This window comes from Legionella nagasakiensis, from assembly GCF_900639915.1.
In the GTDB taxonomy this organism is placed as follows: Bacteria; Pseudomonadota; Gammaproteobacteria; order Legionellales; family Legionellaceae; genus Legionella_A; species Legionella_A nagasakiensis.
On the sequence record NZ_CAAAID010000022.1, the window covers coordinates 1 to 16,591 of the forward strand.

The window sequence follows — 16,591 nt, forward strand, 5'->3', positions numbered from 1 at the left end:
AAGGCGTATGACCAGATTGATGCGGCGCCGGAAGAGAGAGAGCGCGGGATTACGATTTCCACGGCGCATGTTGAATACGAATCAGCGGCCCGTCATTATGCTCACGTAGATTGTCCTGGTCACGCGGATTATGTAAAGAACATGATTACTGGTGCGGCGCAGATGGATGGAGCGATATTGGTGGTATCAGCGGCGGATGGCCCGATGCCTCAGACGCGGGAACATATATTGTTATCCCGTCAGGTAGGAGTTCCCTACATTGTTGTTTATTTAAACAAGGCTGACATGGTTGATGACGCTGAGTTGTTAGAGCTTGTTGAGATGGAAGTGCGGGACTTGTTGAGTTCGTATGAATTTCCAGGGGATGATATACCGATTATTGTTGGTTCGGCCTTGAAAGCGCTGGAAGGTGATACGAGTGAGATTGGTGTTCCATCGATTGAGAAACTGGTTGAGACGATGGATTCTTATATTCCTGAACCGGTTCGTAATATAGACAAGAGCTTTTTGTTACCGATTGAAGATGTGTTCTCGATTTCTGGACGTGGTACGGTTGTTACTGGACGTGTTGAAAGTGGGATTGTCAAAGTTGGTGAAGAAGTTGAGATTGTTGGCATACGTGACACGGTCAAGACGACATGCACGGGTGTTGAGATGTTCCGCAAGTTGCTTGATGAAGGTCGAGCTGGCGATAACGTTGGTGTGTTGTTGCGTGGTACGAAGCGTGATGAAGTTGAGCGCGGTCAAGTGTTAGCGAAGCCTGGTACCATTAAGCCTCACACGAAATTTGAAGCGGAAGTTTATGTTCTATCTAAGGATGAAGGTGGACGTCATACGCCATTTTTTAATGGTTATCGTCCGCAGTTTTACTTTAGAACGACAGATGTAACAGGTACTTGCGACCTTCCAGAAGGCACTGAGATGGTGATGCCTGGTGATAACGTTCAAATGGTTGTCAGTTTGCATGCACCTATTGCAATGGATGAAGGGCTGCGTTTTGCTATTCGTGAAGGTGGTCGTACCGTAGGCGCAGGTGTCGTCGCCAAAATTATTGAGTAATAAACTTATAAGTGGATTTGCTCGAACGTTGCTTTCTGTGCCTTCATGGTGCAGAAAGCCTAAAATTAGGCCAGTAGCTCAATTGGCAGAGCGGCGGTCTCCAAAACCGCAGGTTGGGGGTTCGATTCCCTCCTGGCCTGCCAACATTAAAAGAAAATATGAAAAACGTAAATAAATCCAAAATGATGCCTCGTGATGTTTTATCATGGATGGCAATGATCTTGGCAACTGCCGCTGCATTCTTTGGGACTTACTATTTTCATTTTTCAACCCCGATAAAAGCACTGATATGGGTAGGTTGGCTGGTATTGATATTTGCTTTGGGATTTTTTACAACACAAGGCAGACAAGTTTATTCATTCGCAAAAGAATCAAAAGTAGAGTTACAAAAAGTTGTGTGGCCAAGTCGCCAGGAAACAATACAAACCACATCAATCGTTATGATTATGGTTGCTGTAACAGGTCTGATACTTTGGGGCATTGATACAGGAATGATGTGGGCAATTGGAAAAATAACGCATTTAGGTTGATCAAGGTGGAAGAACAGAAAACCAAACAATGGTATGTTGTGCATGCCTATTCAGGCTATGAAAATTTTGTTATGCGCGAAATAAAATCACGTGTGGAGCACCACCATCTTGAAGATAAGATTGGCGAAATTGTCGTGCCATCTGAAGAGGTCGTCGAGATGCGTGCTGGACAAAAGCGTAAGAGTACGCGTAAGTTTTTTCCAGGTTATGTACTGGTTCATATGGTTATGGATGATCAAACTTGGCATATGATACGTGCTATACCTCGAGTTTTAGGATTTATTGGCGGTACTGGTCAAACGCCCACGCCTATCTCGGATAAGGAAGCGCATGCAATCATGCAACGCGTGGAAGAAGGCGTAACCAAACCAAAACCGAAGGTATTGTTTGAGCCTGGAGAAGTAGTGCGTGTTAAAGAAGGTCCATTTGTTGATTTTAATGGTGTTGTTGAAGAAGTAAATTATGAAAAAAATCGGCTGCGTGTGGCTGTATTGATTTTTGGACGTTCTACACCAGTAGAATTAGAGTTTAGTCAGGTAGAAAAAACCTGATGGTAAAATTTAACGTATATTTTTAAATACGTTTAACCCGGGAAGCTAAAGTAATTGAACGATGAAATAGCGCTATACCCAAATGAGGAGTCAAAATGGCTAAAAAAGTAGAAGCTTATATTAAGTTACAAATACCAGCAGGAAAAGCTAATCCAAGTCCTCCAGTAGGACCAGCACTGGGTCAGCGTGGGGTGAATATTATGGAATTTTGCAAGGCATTTAATGCCAGTACCCAATCTATGGAGCAAGGATTACCAATTCCTGTTGTTATTACCGTTTATAGTGATCGTAGTTTTACTTTTATAACTAAAACACCACCTGCTTCTGTTTTATTAAAGAAAGCCGCTGGGATACAAAGCGGTAGCGGTACACCCAATACTAAAAAAGTTGCCAAACTTCAACGTTCTCAACTTGAAGAAATTGCTAAGACGAAAGAGCCGGATTTGACGGCAGCAAGCTTAGATGCAGCAGTACGCAGTATTGCTGGCACGGCACGTAGCATGGGCATTGAAGTTGAAGGCATAGAGTAAGAGGTTACCATGGCAAAGTTAAGTAAAAAACAGAAAAAGATTAGAGAAAAAGTTCTACCTAATCATTTATATAAAGCGTCTGAAGCAATTATTGTCTTAAAAGAATTTGCAAGTTCAAAATTTCGTGAAGGCGTTGATGTTGCTGTAAATTTAGGTGTTGATCCACGTAAATCTGACCAAGTTGTTCGAGCATCAACGAATCTTCCAAAAGGAACCGGAAAAACGGTTCGTGTTGCTGTATTTGCTCAGGGTGACAATGCTGTAAAGGCAAAAAATGCTGGTGCCGATATAGTAGGCTTTGAAGATTTAGCTGAGCAGGTCAAAAATGGCGAGATTAACTTTGATGTTGTTATTGCAACACCAGATGCAATGCGAATTGTCGGGCAACTAGGACAAATATTAGGTCCAAGAGGGCTAATGCCTAATCCAAAAGTTGGAACTGTGACAACGAACGTTGAAGCAGCGGTGCAAGATGCAAAATCAGGCCAAGTACGGTATCGAACCGATAAAAATGGCATTATCCATTGTACGGTTGGTAAAATTGATTTTGATGCTGATGATTTGATTGAGAATGTTGCGGCATTGTTGGTGGATTTAAAGAAAGCAAAGCCTTCTTCGTCAAAGGGTGTGTACATCAAAAAAATAACGTTATCTACAACCATGGGACCAGGATTGACTATTGATCCCGCATCAATTGCCATGTAAAATAACCACCCATTTTGAAAGCATTCACGGCATAGACATTGGTTCAATGCCGTCGAAGACCGCAGGTGCTTATGCTTAATATCCTGCGCAGACGGTGAACCGGACTCCGGGACAACTCAGAGACGGCCACCATAACAGTCAAATCCATGAGATTTGAATAACTTAGGAGGTCAGTAACGTGACATTAACATTAGCTGCAAAAAAGGCCGTTGTTGAAGAAGTGACCAATGTTGCTTCAAAGGCTATTTCGGCAGTGGTTGCTGATTATCGTGGTTTAACTGTTAATCAGATGACTCAGCTTCGTGCAGAAGCACGGAAAACAGGAGTTTATCTGCGTGTTGTACGCAATACATTAACTCGCAGAGCGTTTGAAAAAACAGATTTTGCTTGCTTGAGCAATTTGCTGGTTGGTCCTTTATTTATTGCTTTATCATTGGAATCTCCTGGTGATGCAGCAAGATTACTAAAGGAATTTACAAAATCATGTGAAAAGCTTGAGATTAAAGCTTTATCCGTAGGTGGCAAGGTGTATGGTGCAGAGCAACTTGATGCTGTGGCAAGCCTGCCGACTAGAGATGAAGCGATATCTAAGTTGATGTTTGTAATGAAAGCGCCAATCGAGAAATTTGTTCGCACCCTTTCAGAACCTCACGCTAAATTGGTAAGGACTGTGGTGGCAATCAAAGATAAAAAAGCGAGCTAAGCCGATAATCTATTAAATAATTTAAATTTAGGAGCTAGAAATGGCTGTATCAAAAAATGAGATCCTGGAAACTATATCTAATATGTCTGTCATGGAGGTCGTTGAGTTAATAGAAGCAATGGAAGAAAAGTTTAATGTTTCTGCCGCTTCTGCTGCTGTTGCCGTTGCCGCCCCTGCTGCTGCATCTGCCAGTGCCGCTGAAGAAAAAACTGAATTTGACGTTGTTATGACCAGTTTCGGTGATAATAAAGTTGGTGTCATTAAAGCAATCCGTGCTATTACTGGTCTTGGCTTAAAAGAAGCTAAAGACTTAGTTGAAGGCGCACCATCAACCGTTAAAGAAAGTGTTTCTAAAGACGAAGCCGCTGATATCAAAAAGCAGCTTGAAGAAGCTGGTGCTTCTGTCGACGTTAAGTAATTTCGATAAATCATAATTGATGACCCAGCCATGTTTTCATGGCTGGGTTTACGTGTTTGAAATCTTCAATAATTTATAGAGGAACTCCTAATGGCCGAAGCAGTTGCTAACCCGCAATATTCACATGCTGAGAAAAAACGATTTCGCAAGAGCTTTGGTAAACAAGCGGATATGATGGAAATTCCAAATCTGCTTGACATTCAGCTGAAATCTTATCGAGATTTTATTCAGGCCGATACTGGGACAAGCGAACAAGAAAAAACTGGTTTACATGCCGCTTTTGTGTCAGTTTTTCCAATCCATAGCTTTTCTGGTAATGCAAGGCTTGAATATGTTGGCTACAGTTTAGGCGAGCCGGCTTTCGATGTACGAGAATGTAAGTTGAGAGGATTAACTTATTCTGCTCCATTGAGGGTTAAAGTGCGACTGGTTGTCCTTGATAAAGATGCGGCGGGGGATGAAAAACCTATTAAAGATATCCGTGAGCAGGATGTATTTATGGGCGAAATTCCATTAATGACGGATGTGGGAACGTTTGTTATTAATGGTACAGAACGGGTCGTTGTGTCACAGCTTCATCGTTCGCCAGGGGTTATTTTTGAGCATGATAAGGGCAAAACTCATTCTTCAGGAAAATTGTTGTATTCCGCTAGAATTATTCCTTATCGTGGTTCCTGGCTTGATTTTGAATTTGATCCCAAAGATTGTGTTTTTGTGCGTATTGACCGTCGTCGAAAATTACCGGTTAGTATTTTGTTGCGGGCGCTGGGTTATGAAACGGAATCTATACTTGCCGAATTTTTTGAAACCACGGCTTGTCATCTGAAAAATGGTGAATTTCATATTGATCTTATTCCTTCACGCTTACGTGGTGAAATCGCATTATTTAATATTGCTGCGCCAAATACGGGAGAAATCATTGTTGAAGAAGGAAGAAGGATAACAACACGGCATATTAAGTTAATGGAAAAGAATAATATGAGTGTTCTTGTTGTTCCTCATGATTACTTGATTGGTAAAGTTCTTGCCAAAGACATCGTTGATACGTCAACGGGAGAAGCCATTGCTCTGGCAAACGATGAAATTACAAGCGATCTATTGGATTCCATTATTGACCATGGGATTCACGCGTTTGAAATGATTTACACGAATGAATTGGATCACGGTTCTTATATATCAGATACAATTCGCGTCGATCCAACATCAAATCAGTTAGAAGCTTTAGTAGAAATTTATCGAATGATGCGGCCAGGAGAGCCACCGACAAAAGAAGCTGCTGAGGCATTATTTAAAAATCTTTTCTTTGCTGAAGATCGCTATGATCTTTCGGCAGTTGGACGCATGAAGTTTAATCGAAGAGTGGGTCGTAAAGACGATCATGGTCCCGGAACGCTGACTAAGGAAGATATACTGGCTGTCATTAAGACATTAATCGATATTCGCAATGGTATTGGTATGGTTGATGACATTGACCATTTAGGAAACCGTCGCGTACGCAGCGTCGGTGAAATGGCTGAAAATCAATTCCGTGTCGGTTTGGTTCGCGTAGAACGTGCGGTAAAAGAACGGTTGAGTCTGGCTGAGTCAGAAAATCTTATGCCTCAAGATTTAATTAATGCCAAGCCGGTGTCTGCTGCAGTAAAAGAGTTTTTTGGCTCAAGTCAACTGTCGCAATTTATGGATCAGGTAAATCCATTGTCAGGAGTAACTCATAAGCGTCGTGTTTCTGCATTAGGCCCAGGAGGTTTGACGCGTGAAAGAGCTGGATTTGAGGTTCGTGACGTCCATACAACGCACTATGGCCGAGTTTGTCCGATTGAAACGCCTGAAGGTCCAAATATCGGACTGATCAATTCGTTATCCGTATACGCAAGGACAAATGATTATGGATTTATTGAAACACCATGCAGGAAAGTGGTTGATGGATGCGTTACTGATGAAATTGAGTACATTTCTGCCATCGAAGAGGTTGATCAATATATTGCACAATCTAACGTAGCCGTCGATGAAAATGGTAAAATTTTAGCGGATTTGGTTCCTTGTCGACATCAGAACGAATTTTCTCTGACTACGCCAGATAAAATTAATTATATGGATGTTTCGGCGAAACAGATTGTGTCAGTCGCTGCTTCTCTGATTCCATTTTTGGAACATGATGATGCTAACCGTGCTTTGATGGGGTCCAACATGCAGCGGCAGGCCGTTCCGACATTGCGTTCTGAAAAGCCGCTGGTTGGCACTGGAATGGAGCGTGATGTTGCATCTGACTCAGGAGTATGCGTCGTGGCAAAACGTGGTGGTGTCATTGATCTTGTTGATGCTGCACGTATTGTGGTGCGTGTTAACGATGATGAAACATCCGCTGGTGAAACAGGGGTTGATATTTATAACCTAACTAAATATTTCCGATCAAATCAGGATACATGCATCAATCAAATCCCAATTGTTGCCAAAGGCGATCATATTAGACGTGGTGATATTTTGGCTGATGGTCCATGTACGGACATGGGCGAGTTGGCGTTGGGGCAGAATCTTTTGGTCGCGTTTATGCCTTGGAATGGCTATAATTTCGAAGATTCTATTTTAATTTCTGAACGCATTGTTCACGATGATCGCTTCACAACGATCCATATTGAAGAACTGACTTGCATCGCACGTGACACAAAATTGGGCACAGAAGAAATTACTTCTGACATACCCAATGTAGGAGAATCAGCATTAGCTAATTTGGATGAATCCGGCGTTGTTTACATTGGTGCTGAAGTGGCTGCTGGCGATATTCTCGTTGGTAAAGTGACGCCAAAAGGCGAAACGCAATTGACGCCTGAAGAAAAATTGTTAAGAGCCATTTTTGGTGAAAAAGCCTCTGATGTAAAAGATTCATCATTGCGTGTGCCTTCAGGAATGAATGGTACTGTCATTGATGTACAAGTCTTTACTCGTGATGGACTAGAGAAAGATGCACGTGCCAAAAGCATCGAAGAAGAGCATCTTGCGCGGGTACGAAAAGACTTAATTGATGAACGACGCATCCGTGAAGAAGACATTTATCATCGCGTGCATGCGTTATTGCTGAATAAAACGGCTACTGGAGGCCCTGGCAGCTTAAAATCCGGATCGAAAATCACTGAAGATTATTTAAAGAAACTTGAGCGGGAAAAATGGTTTGATATTCGTGTAGAAGACGATGCAGTAAGCCAACAACTTGAACAATTATCCAAGCAATTGGAGTCTCTGGCTAAAGAAATTGAAAAACGATTTAATGATAGTCGTAAGAAAATTACTCAAGGTGATGATTTGGCTCCTGGCGTGTTAAAGATTGTCAAGGTTTACTTGGCTGTGAAAAGACGCATACAGCCTGGGGATAAAATGGCTGGTCGCCATGGAAACAAGGGTGTTATATCTATTGTTGTGCCAGTGGAAGATATGCCATATATGGAAGATGGTACACCGGTTGACATCGTCCTCAATCCATTAGGTGTGCCGTCACGTATGAATATTGGCCAGGTTCTTGAAACTCATTTGGGAATGGCTGCAAAAGGCTTAGGATTACGCATTGGAAAAATGCTGGATAATAAGCATCCTATGTCCGATCTCAGAGATTATATTAACAAGATATATAATCATGATGAGAAAAAGCGCGTTAATTTGGACGGCTTAAATGACGAAGAAATGCTTGAGCTTGCTAAGAACCTTAGAAACGGCGTGCCCATGGCAACACCGGTTTTTGATGGTGCGAGCGAAGCTGAAATCAAAGCCATGTTGCATCTGGCTGATTTGCCGGGAGATGGTAAAACGACGCTGGTTGATGGTCGAACTGGTAGAAAATTTGATAATCCAGTTACTGTTGGTTATATGTACATGCTTAAGCTGAACCATTTGGTTGATGATAAAATGCATGCTCGCTCAACAGGCTCATATAGTCTAGTTACCCAGCAACCTCTTGGTGGAAAGGCTCAATTTGGTGGGCAGCGCTTTGGGGAGATGGAAGTATGGGCACTGGAAGCTTATGGTGCGGCTTATACGTTGCAGGAAATGTTAACGGTAAAATCAGATGACGTTGGAGGACGAACCAAGATATATAAAAACATTGTTGATGGTGATCATCGTATGGATCCCGGAATGCCTGAATCTTTTAACGTATTGCTTAAAGAAATCAGGGCATTAGGCATTGATATCGAATTAGATCATGATTGAACAGTAATGAATTCTGACTGACCATTTTTTGGAGGCATAAACTTGGCTAATCTAGGCAACGAACCCATGAATAAAGCACCAGTAATGAGTGATTTGCTCGGCATGCTCAAACAACAAGGTCAAAGCGAAGAGTTTGATGCAATTAAAATTGCTCTGGCTTCACCTGATTTGATTCGCTCTTGGTCTTATGGTGAAGTAAAAAAACCGGAAACCATCAATTATCGTACATTCAAGCCTGAACGCGATGGATTATTTTGTGCAAAAATATTTGGCCCTATCAAAGATTATGAGTGCTTATGCGGTAAGTACAAGCGTCTGAAGCATCGTGGTGTTATTTGCGAAAAATGCGGCGTTGAGCTTGCTTTGGCTAAAGTACGGCGTGAGCGAATGGGCCACATTGAGCTAGCAAGTCCTGTGGCGCATATATGGTTCCTAAAGTCACTGCCGTCTCGTATTGGTTTGCTGCTTGATATGACATTAAGAGATATAGAACGTGTTTTATATTTCGAAGCATTTGTAGTTGTTGATCCCGGCATGACCGAGATGGAGCGTGGGCAATTATTGAATGATGAAGCTTATCTGGATGCAATGGAGCAGTACGGCGATGAATTTGACGCCAGAATGGGTGCCGAAGCCATTCGTGACTTGTTAAAACAGATTGATTTAGAAGAAGAAATTAAGTCATTGCGTGAAGAGTTACCGACAACAAATTCTGAAACAAAAATTAAAAAAATTACTAAACGGCTTAAGTTGTTGGAAGCTTTTTATGATTCAGGGAACAAGCCTGAATGGATGATCATGAATGTTTTACCTGTTTTGCCCCCAGATTTAAGACCATTGGTTCCGCTGGATGGTGGTCGTTTTGCAACGTCTGATTTAAATGATTTATATCGACGAGTCATCAATCGTAATAACCGCCTGAAAAGATTGTTAGATTTGAATGCACCCGATATTATCGTTCGTAATGAAAAAAGGATGTTGCAAGAATCGGTTGATGCACTGCTTGATAATGGTCGTAGAGGACGAGCAATCACCGGTACGAACAAACGACCTTTGAAGTCGTTGGCTGATATGATTAAAGGGAAGCAAGGTCGCTTTCGACAGAATCTGCTGGGTAAACGCGTGGATTATTCAGGGCGTTCTGTTATTGTCGTTGGACCAACGCTGCGCCTTCATCAATGCGGGTTGCCTAAAAAGATGGCTTTGGAATTATTTAAGCCATTTATTTTCAGCAAATTGGAATTTCGCGGACTGGCCACAACCATTAAAGCGGCAAAGAAAATGGTTGAACGAGAAGAGCCTGTTGTTTGGGATATACTGGAAGATGTTATTCGTGAGCATCCGATCCTATTAAACCGTGCGCCAACGTTGCACCGTTTGGGAATTCAAGCGTTTGAGCCGGTTCTTATTGAAGGGAAAGCAATTCAACTACATCCTTTGGTTTGTACAGCTTATAACGCTGATTTTGACGGCGACCAGATGGCGGTACACGTGCCATTGACGATTGAAGCTCAGTTAGAAGCTCGCTCTTTGATGATGTCGACCAATAATATTTTGTCACCAGCCAATGGTGAGCCTATTATTGTTCCAAGCCAGGACGTTGTGTTGGGCTTGTATTATTTGACTCGTGAGCGAGTCAATGCTCTTGGCGAAGGTAAAATTTTTGCAAGTGCTCAGGAAGCGCAAAATTTTTATGAAGATGGATATGTTGATATTCATGCCAAGATTAAAATCCGCATGCCTGTGGATAAATCTTCAGGCGATGCCCAGTTGGTAGAGACGACGGTTGGACGAGCTATTCTTGCGGATATTCTCCCTAATGGAATGCCGTTTTCCTACATAAACAAACCTATGACGAAAAAAGCCATCTCTAAAGTGGTGGATAGCTGTTATCGTAACTATGGTTTGAAAGAGACTGTTATTTTTGCCGATCAGCTGATGTACATGGGCTTTAAATACGCCACTCGCGCAGGCGCTTCGATTGGTATCGAAGACATGGAAATACCTGACGATAAAGCGTCTATCATTGAACAAGCCGATAATGAAGTACGTGAGATCGAGTCTCAGTTTCGTTCAGGTTTGTTAACCAATGGCGAGCGGTACAATAAGGTTATTGATATTTGGTCGCGAACTAATGAAATGGTGGCTAAATCAATGATGACTAAAATTGCAACGGAAGAGGTGACTGATAAAGAGGGTAAATTAACTCGACAAGATTCCTTTAACCCTATTTTCATGATGGCGGATTCCGGAGCGCGGGGTTCTGCTGCTCAGATACGACAGTTGGCAGGAATGCGTGGTCTGATGGCGGCACCTGATGGCTCAATTATTGAAACACCTATTACCGCCAATTTCCGCGAAGGATTGAATGTATTTCAATATTTTATTTCAACTCACGGTGCACGTAAGGGTTTGGCAGATACTGCGTTAAAAACCGCCAACTCAGGATATTTAACTCGGCGTCTTGTTGATGTGGCTCAAGATGTGGTTATTACTGAAGATGATTGTGGCACGGATAAAGGCATATTAATGCAGCCACTGATTGAAGGCGGTGATATTGTTGAGCCGTTGCATGAACGCGTACTTGGACGTGTAGTAGCAGTAGATGTTTATGTTCCCAACGAAAAAGAACCAATTGTTACCGCAGGAACCTTGCTTGATGAGGAATGGGTAGAGCGGCTGGAAAAAATTGGTGTCGACCAAGTCTATGTACGTTCTCCAATTACATGTGAGACTCGTTTTGGATTATGTGCCAAATGCTATGGCCGTGATTTAGCGCGCGGGCATTTAGTAAATACTGGAGAAGCAGTAGGTATTATTGCTGCGCAATCCATTGGTGAGCCAGGTACTCAGTTAACGATGCGTACTTTCCATATCGGTGGTGCTGCTTCAAGGGCCACGGCCGCCAATAATATTCAAGTAAAAAATAAAGGCATTATTCGGCTGCATAATATTAAAACAGTAACAAACGACAATGGAAACCTTGTGGCCGTGTCACGTTCAGGAGAAGTAACCGTAGCAGATGAATTTGGTCGCGAGCGAGAACGTTATAAATTACCTTATGGCGCTGTTTTATCAGTTCATGACCATTCTGCGGTGGAGGCAGGACAAGTTATTGCAACTTGGGATCCTCATACTCATCCAGTGATTTCTGAGGTTGGTGGAAAGCTTAAGTTTGTCGACTTGATTGATGGTTTAACTATGAATCGTCAAACAGATGAGCTTACGGGCTTGAGTAATATTGTGGTCATTGATGCAAAACAAAGAGGTGGTGGTGCAGGTCGCGATTTACGGCCGATGGTTAAACTGGTTTCTGATGATGGTGAAGATATATTCCTGGCAGGAACTAATGTGCCCGCTCAATATTATCTTCCTGTTGATGCGATTATTAATTTTGAAGACGGTTATCATGTCAGTGTTGGTGATGTCATTGCACGTATTCCTCAGGAACGGTCAAAAACACGCGACATTACAGGAGGTCTTCCTCGCGTTGCTGATCTTTTTGAAGCAAGAAAACCAAAAGATTCTGCCGTGATGGCTGAAATATCTGGAGTGGTAAGCTTTGGAAAAGAAACAAAAGGTAAGCGACGCCTGATTATTACTGCATCGGAAAATGAATCCCACGAAGAATTGATTCCTAAATGGCGACATATTTCGGTGTTTGAAGGTGAACACGTTGAAAAAGGTGAAATGGTAGCGGATGGACCGCCTAATCCTCATGATATCTTGCGATTGTTGGGGGTTGGTGCTCTTGCAAATTATATCGTTAATGAGGTTCAAGATGTTTATCGATTGCAGGGCGTTAAAATTAATGATAAGCACATTGAAACCATCGTTCGTCAGATGCTGCGCAAACGGATAATAACCTTCCCGGGTGATTCAAGATTTTTGGCGGGTGAACAAGTTGAAGAGACAGCAATGCTGCAAGAAAACGATAGGCTAATCAGTGAAGGAAAAATGCCAGCAGATGGTACTCCTATGTTACTAGGAATTACTAAAGCATCTCTTGCAACGGAATCCTTTATTTCTGCTGCCTCTTTCCAAGAGACAACACGTGTACTCACGGAGGCTGCGGTTAGTGGAAAAATTGATGATTTACGTGGCTTAAAGGAAAACGTCATGGTAGGGAGGTTGATCCCCGCAGGAACGGGTTATGCATACCATCAGAGACGTAAAGCAAAGCGTGCGAAAATCTCAGGCGCTGAGCAGACAACCCATGTTGTTTCAGCAAGTGATGTGGAACATGCGCTCAGTGAAGCATTGAATGCGGATAATCATGAGCATTGATATTGGATAAAGAGGGCGGATTAACATTTACATTGATTACTATGAAATGTATGGTTTGTGAAATGTTCATGTTGCTGTATGTTATGACAATTACATGAAATAGCGTCTCATCATCGTTGTAATGAGTGTATAAGTTAAAGGTCCGACCGGTTTGTACTTGACAAACTGGCTGGACCTTTATAGAATCCGGCCTCCTTATGCATACGAAATAATCTCAAGCTAAAGTTCGGAGTTAACAATAAATGGCTACTATTAATCAGTTGGTAAGAAAGCCTCGAGTGAACGCCAGAAGAAAAAGTAACGTTCCAGCATTGGAATCTTGCCCACAACGTAGAGGGGTCTGTACTCGTGTTTATACAACAACACCTAAAAAGCCTAATTCAGCCATGCGTAAGGTTGCGCGGGTACGTTTAACAAATGGGTATGAAGTAACCTCTTATATTGGCGGTGAAGGCCATAATCTACAAGAACACTCCGTTGTTCTCATTCGTGGTGGCCGTGTTAAAGACTTACCTGGTGTTCGTTATCATACCGTACGAGGTAGTTTAGATACGTCTGGTGTAAATGATCGAAAACAAGGACGTTCTAAGTATGGAACTAAGAAACCCAAAGATAAGAAATAATCTGATTTTTAGGAATTGAAATATGCCAAGAAGAAGAGAAGTCCCAAAACGTGAAATTCTGCCAGATCCAAAGCATCATAGTGAGCTGTTGGCAAAATTTATAAACGTTTTAATGGTTAATGGAAAAAAATCCATTGCTGAAAAAATTACCTATGGAGCGCTTACAATTATGGAAGAGCGCTTAAAAAAAATGAAAAAATCGGACGACGAAAACGGTGATGAAGGTGGTAGTTCGACCGGTAGTTCAAGCCCCATTTTGCGGCTTTTTGAACAAGCTCTTGATAATGTGAGACCAACGGTAGAAGTCCGTTCTAGGCGTGTTGGTGGTGCCACTTACCAAGTTCCGGTTGAAGTTCGTCTGGAGCGTAGCATAGCATTAGGTATGCGCTGGATTGTGCAGGCCGCTCGTTCGCGCGGAGAAAAAGGTATGATGATGAGGCTTGCTGGCGAGCTGGTCGATGCGTTTGAAACCAAAGGTTCGGCTGTGAAAAAACGTGAAGAGACCCATAGAATGGCAAAAGCAAATCAGGCATTTGCCCATTTTAGATGGAATTAGAGAGAGATAGCCCGTGTCAACTACACCATTGGAACTATACAGAAATATTGGCATCGCCGCGCACGTTGATGCGGGGAAAACGACGACGACGGAACGTGTGTTGTTTTATACCGGCCGTTCCCACAAAATTGGTGAGGTTCATGAAGGTGCAGCAACCATGGATTGGATGGTCCAGGAGCAAGAGCGTGGAATCACAATTACTTCCGCAGCTACGACTTGCTATTGGCCTGGAATGGATCAGCAATACAAGCCTCATCGCATTAATATCATTGATACCCCTGGACACGTTGACTTTATGATTGAAGTTGAGCGTTCACTTCGTGTGCTGGATGGGGCGGTTGTGGTGTTTGATTCTGTATCAGGCGTTGAACCACAATCTGAAACCGTATGGCGGCAAGCCGATCGCTATGGTGTACCTCGTATTGTTTTTGTAAATAAAATGGATCGTATGGGTGCTAATTTTCTGCGTGTGGTAAAGCAGATTAAAGAGCGTCTTGGCTCCACTCCTGTTGTTGTCCAGTTGCCTATTGGGGCAGAAGAAGAGTTTAAAGGGGTTATTGACCTTGTAAAAATGAAAGCCATTTACTGGGATGAAGAAAGCCGCGGGATGAAATTTGAATATAAAGAGATTCCAGAAAATCTTCGCAAGTCGTGTGAAGAATTGCGTAATGAAATTATTGAAGCTGCGGCGGAAGATTCTGAGGCATTGATGGAAAAATATTTGGAAGGTGAATCATTAACGGAAGACGAGATTAAATCTGCATTACGTCGACGTACAATTAACAATGAAATTGTGCCCGTCTTTTGCGGTTCTGCCTTTAAAAATAAAGGCGTACAGGCTGTGCTTGATGGTGTGATTGATTACTTGCCGTCGCCTCTTGATATCCCACCTGTAAAAGGTGTGGAAGAGTCTGGCGAAGAAGCGTTTAGAAAAACATCCTACGATGAGTCATTTTCAGCACTCGCATTTAAAATTGCGACAGACCCGTTCGTAGGTACTTTGACTTATTTTCGTGTGTATTCAGGGGTATTGAAATCTGGTGATACTGTATACAATCCAGTCAAAGATAAAAAAGAACGAATTGGACGATTGCTGCAAATGCATGCAAACTCCAGGGAAGAAATTAAAGAAGTACATGCCGGTGATATTGCAGCTGCTGTTGGTTTAAAAACAGTTACAACGGGTGATACGTTGTGTGATACCAATTCCATAATCACACTAGAAAAAATGGATTTCCCTGATCCGGTGATCGCTGTTGCTGTTGAACCAAAAACCAAAGCAGACCAAGAAAAATTATCAATCGCATTAGGTAAGTTAGCTCAGGAAGACCCATCATTCAGAGTTCATACGGATGAAGAAAGCGGACAAACCATCATTCAAGGAATGGGTGAGTTGCATCTTGAGATTATTGTTGATCGTCTGCGCCGTGAGTTTTTAGTCGAAGCGAATGTCGGTAAACCGCAAGTTGCTTATCGTGAAACATTAAAGAATTCCGTTGAGCAAGAAGGTAAATTTGTGCGTCAATCTGGTGGACGTGGTCAGTATGGTCATGTATGGCTTAAAATTGAGCCTAAGCCAAGGGGCGAAGGATACGAATTTGTTAATGCCATCGTTGGTGGTGTTATACCTAAGGAATATATTCCTGCCGTTGATAAAGGTGTGCAAGAGCAATTACAAAATGGTGTTATTGCCGGCTATCCAGTTGTTGATGTTAAGGTTACCTTGTTTGATGGTTCGTTTCACGAAGTAGATTCAAGTGAAATGGCGTTTAAAATAGCAGGGTCACAATGTTTCAAACAAGGTGCACTAAAGGCCAGCCCAGTATTACTTGAGCCTATTATGAGTGTTGAAGTTGTCACACCCGAAGACTACATGGGTGACGTCATGGGTGATTTGAGTCGACGTAGAGGCATGGTTCAAGGGATGGATGAATCTCCTGCCGGACGTATTATTCGTGCTGAAGTGCCACTTGCAGAAATGTTTGGGTATTCAACGGATTTACGCTCTGCAACACAGGGGCGTGCAACTTATACAATGGAGTTTGCAAAATACGCTGAAGCTCCGGCAAATATAGCCGATGCGATTATTAAGAAACAATAAAGTTAACGAGGTACTGAAATGGCGAAGGAAAAATTTGAGCGAAAGAAGCCGCACGTGAATGTGGGGACGATAGGTCACGTTGACCATGGTAAGACGACTCTGACGGCGGCGATTACGACGATTATGGCGAAGAAGTATGGTGGTACGGCGAAGGCGTATGACCAGATTGATGCGGCGCCGGAAGAGAGAGAGCGCGGGATTACGATTTCCACGGCGCATGTTGAATACGAATCAGCGGCCCGTCATTATGCTCACGTAGATTGTCCTGGTCACGCGGATTATGTAAAGAACATGATTACTGGTGCGGCGCAGATGGATGGAGCGATATTGG

The 16,591-nt window shown here is 42.6% G+C and carries 13 protein-coding genes and 1 tRNA gene; all 14 read left to right on the forward strand.

The genetic code is table 11. The features are described 5' to 3' along the window. A partial coding sequence (gene tuf, locus E1O52_RS12680; RefSeq protein ID WP_133129014.1) for an elongation factor Tu occupies positions 1–1,059 on the forward strand: 1,059 nt, incomplete at its 5' end. Between the two features lie 67 nt (positions 1,060–1,126). Beyond that, positions 1,127–1,202: transfer RNA gene (locus E1O52_RS12685), tRNA-Trp, on the forward strand. 15 nt (positions 1,203–1,217) lie between these two features. After that, the gene (secE, locus tag E1O52_RS12690) at positions 1,218–1,589 is read left to right on the forward strand and encodes a preprotein translocase subunit SecE (RefSeq protein ID WP_133129015.1); all 372 of its coding nucleotides are present in this window, start codon (positions 1,218–1,220) and stop codon (positions 1,587–1,589) included. A 5-nt stretch (positions 1,590–1,594) separates the two neighbouring features. Further along, entirely contained in the window at positions 1,595–2,140 is a 546-nt protein-coding gene (gene nusG, locus E1O52_RS12695; protein WP_165474831.1) for a transcription termination/antitermination protein NusG, read from the forward strand. Positions 2,141–2,235: 95 nt separating this feature from the next. After that, a complete protein-coding gene (rplK, locus tag E1O52_RS12700; RefSeq protein ID WP_133129016.1) occupies positions 2,236–2,670 on the forward strand; it encodes a 50S ribosomal protein L11 in 435 nt (144 codons plus the stop codon). A 9-nt stretch (positions 2,671–2,679) separates the two neighbouring features. Then, positions 2,680–3,375, forward strand: coding sequence for a 50S ribosomal protein L1 (gene rplA / locus E1O52_RS12705; RefSeq protein WP_133129017.1), 696 nt, complete (start codon positions 2,680–2,682; stop codon positions 3,373–3,375). 178 nt (positions 3,376–3,553) lie between these two features. Next, positions 3,554–4,078, forward strand: a complete 525-nt coding sequence (rplJ, locus tag E1O52_RS12710; protein WP_133129018.1) for a 50S ribosomal protein L10 — start codon at positions 3,554–3,556, stop codon at positions 4,076–4,078. 40 nt (positions 4,079–4,118) lie between these two features. After that, positions 4,119–4,496, forward strand: a complete 378-nt coding sequence (rplL, locus tag E1O52_RS12715; protein ID WP_133129019.1) for a 50S ribosomal protein L7/L12 — start codon at positions 4,119–4,121, stop codon at positions 4,494–4,496. Positions 4,497–4,586: 90 nt separating this feature from the next. Continuing rightward, positions 4,587–8,693 (forward strand): DNA-directed RNA polymerase subunit beta, encoded by a 4,107-nt coding sequence (rpoB, locus tag E1O52_RS12720; RefSeq protein ID WP_133129020.1) that lies wholly within the window; start codon positions 4,587–4,589, stop codon positions 8,691–8,693. An 84-nt stretch (positions 8,694–8,777) separates the two neighbouring features. Beyond that, entirely contained in the window at positions 8,778–12,980 is a 4,203-nt protein-coding gene (gene rpoC, locus E1O52_RS12725; protein ID WP_165474832.1) for a DNA-directed RNA polymerase subunit beta', read from the forward strand. Positions 12,981–13,222: 242 nt separating this feature from the next. After that, positions 13,223–13,603 (forward strand): 30S ribosomal protein S12, encoded by a 381-nt coding sequence (gene rpsL / locus E1O52_RS12730; protein ID WP_133129022.1) that lies wholly within the window; start codon positions 13,223–13,225, stop codon positions 13,601–13,603. Between the two features lie 22 nt (positions 13,604–13,625). Next, positions 13,626–14,159 (forward strand): 30S ribosomal protein S7, encoded by a 534-nt coding sequence (gene rpsG, locus E1O52_RS12735; RefSeq protein ID WP_133129023.1) that lies wholly within the window; start codon positions 13,626–13,628, stop codon positions 14,157–14,159. Between the two features lie 13 nt (positions 14,160–14,172). Continuing rightward, positions 14,173–16,260 (forward strand): elongation factor G, encoded by a 2,088-nt coding sequence (fusA, locus tag E1O52_RS12740; RefSeq protein ID WP_133129024.1) that lies wholly within the window; start codon positions 14,173–14,175, stop codon positions 16,258–16,260. Positions 16,261–16,278: 18 nt separating this feature from the next. Then, a partial coding sequence (locus E1O52_RS12745) for a GTP-binding protein (RefSeq protein ID WP_242602255.1) occupies positions 16,279–16,591 on the forward strand: 313 nt, incomplete at its 3' end.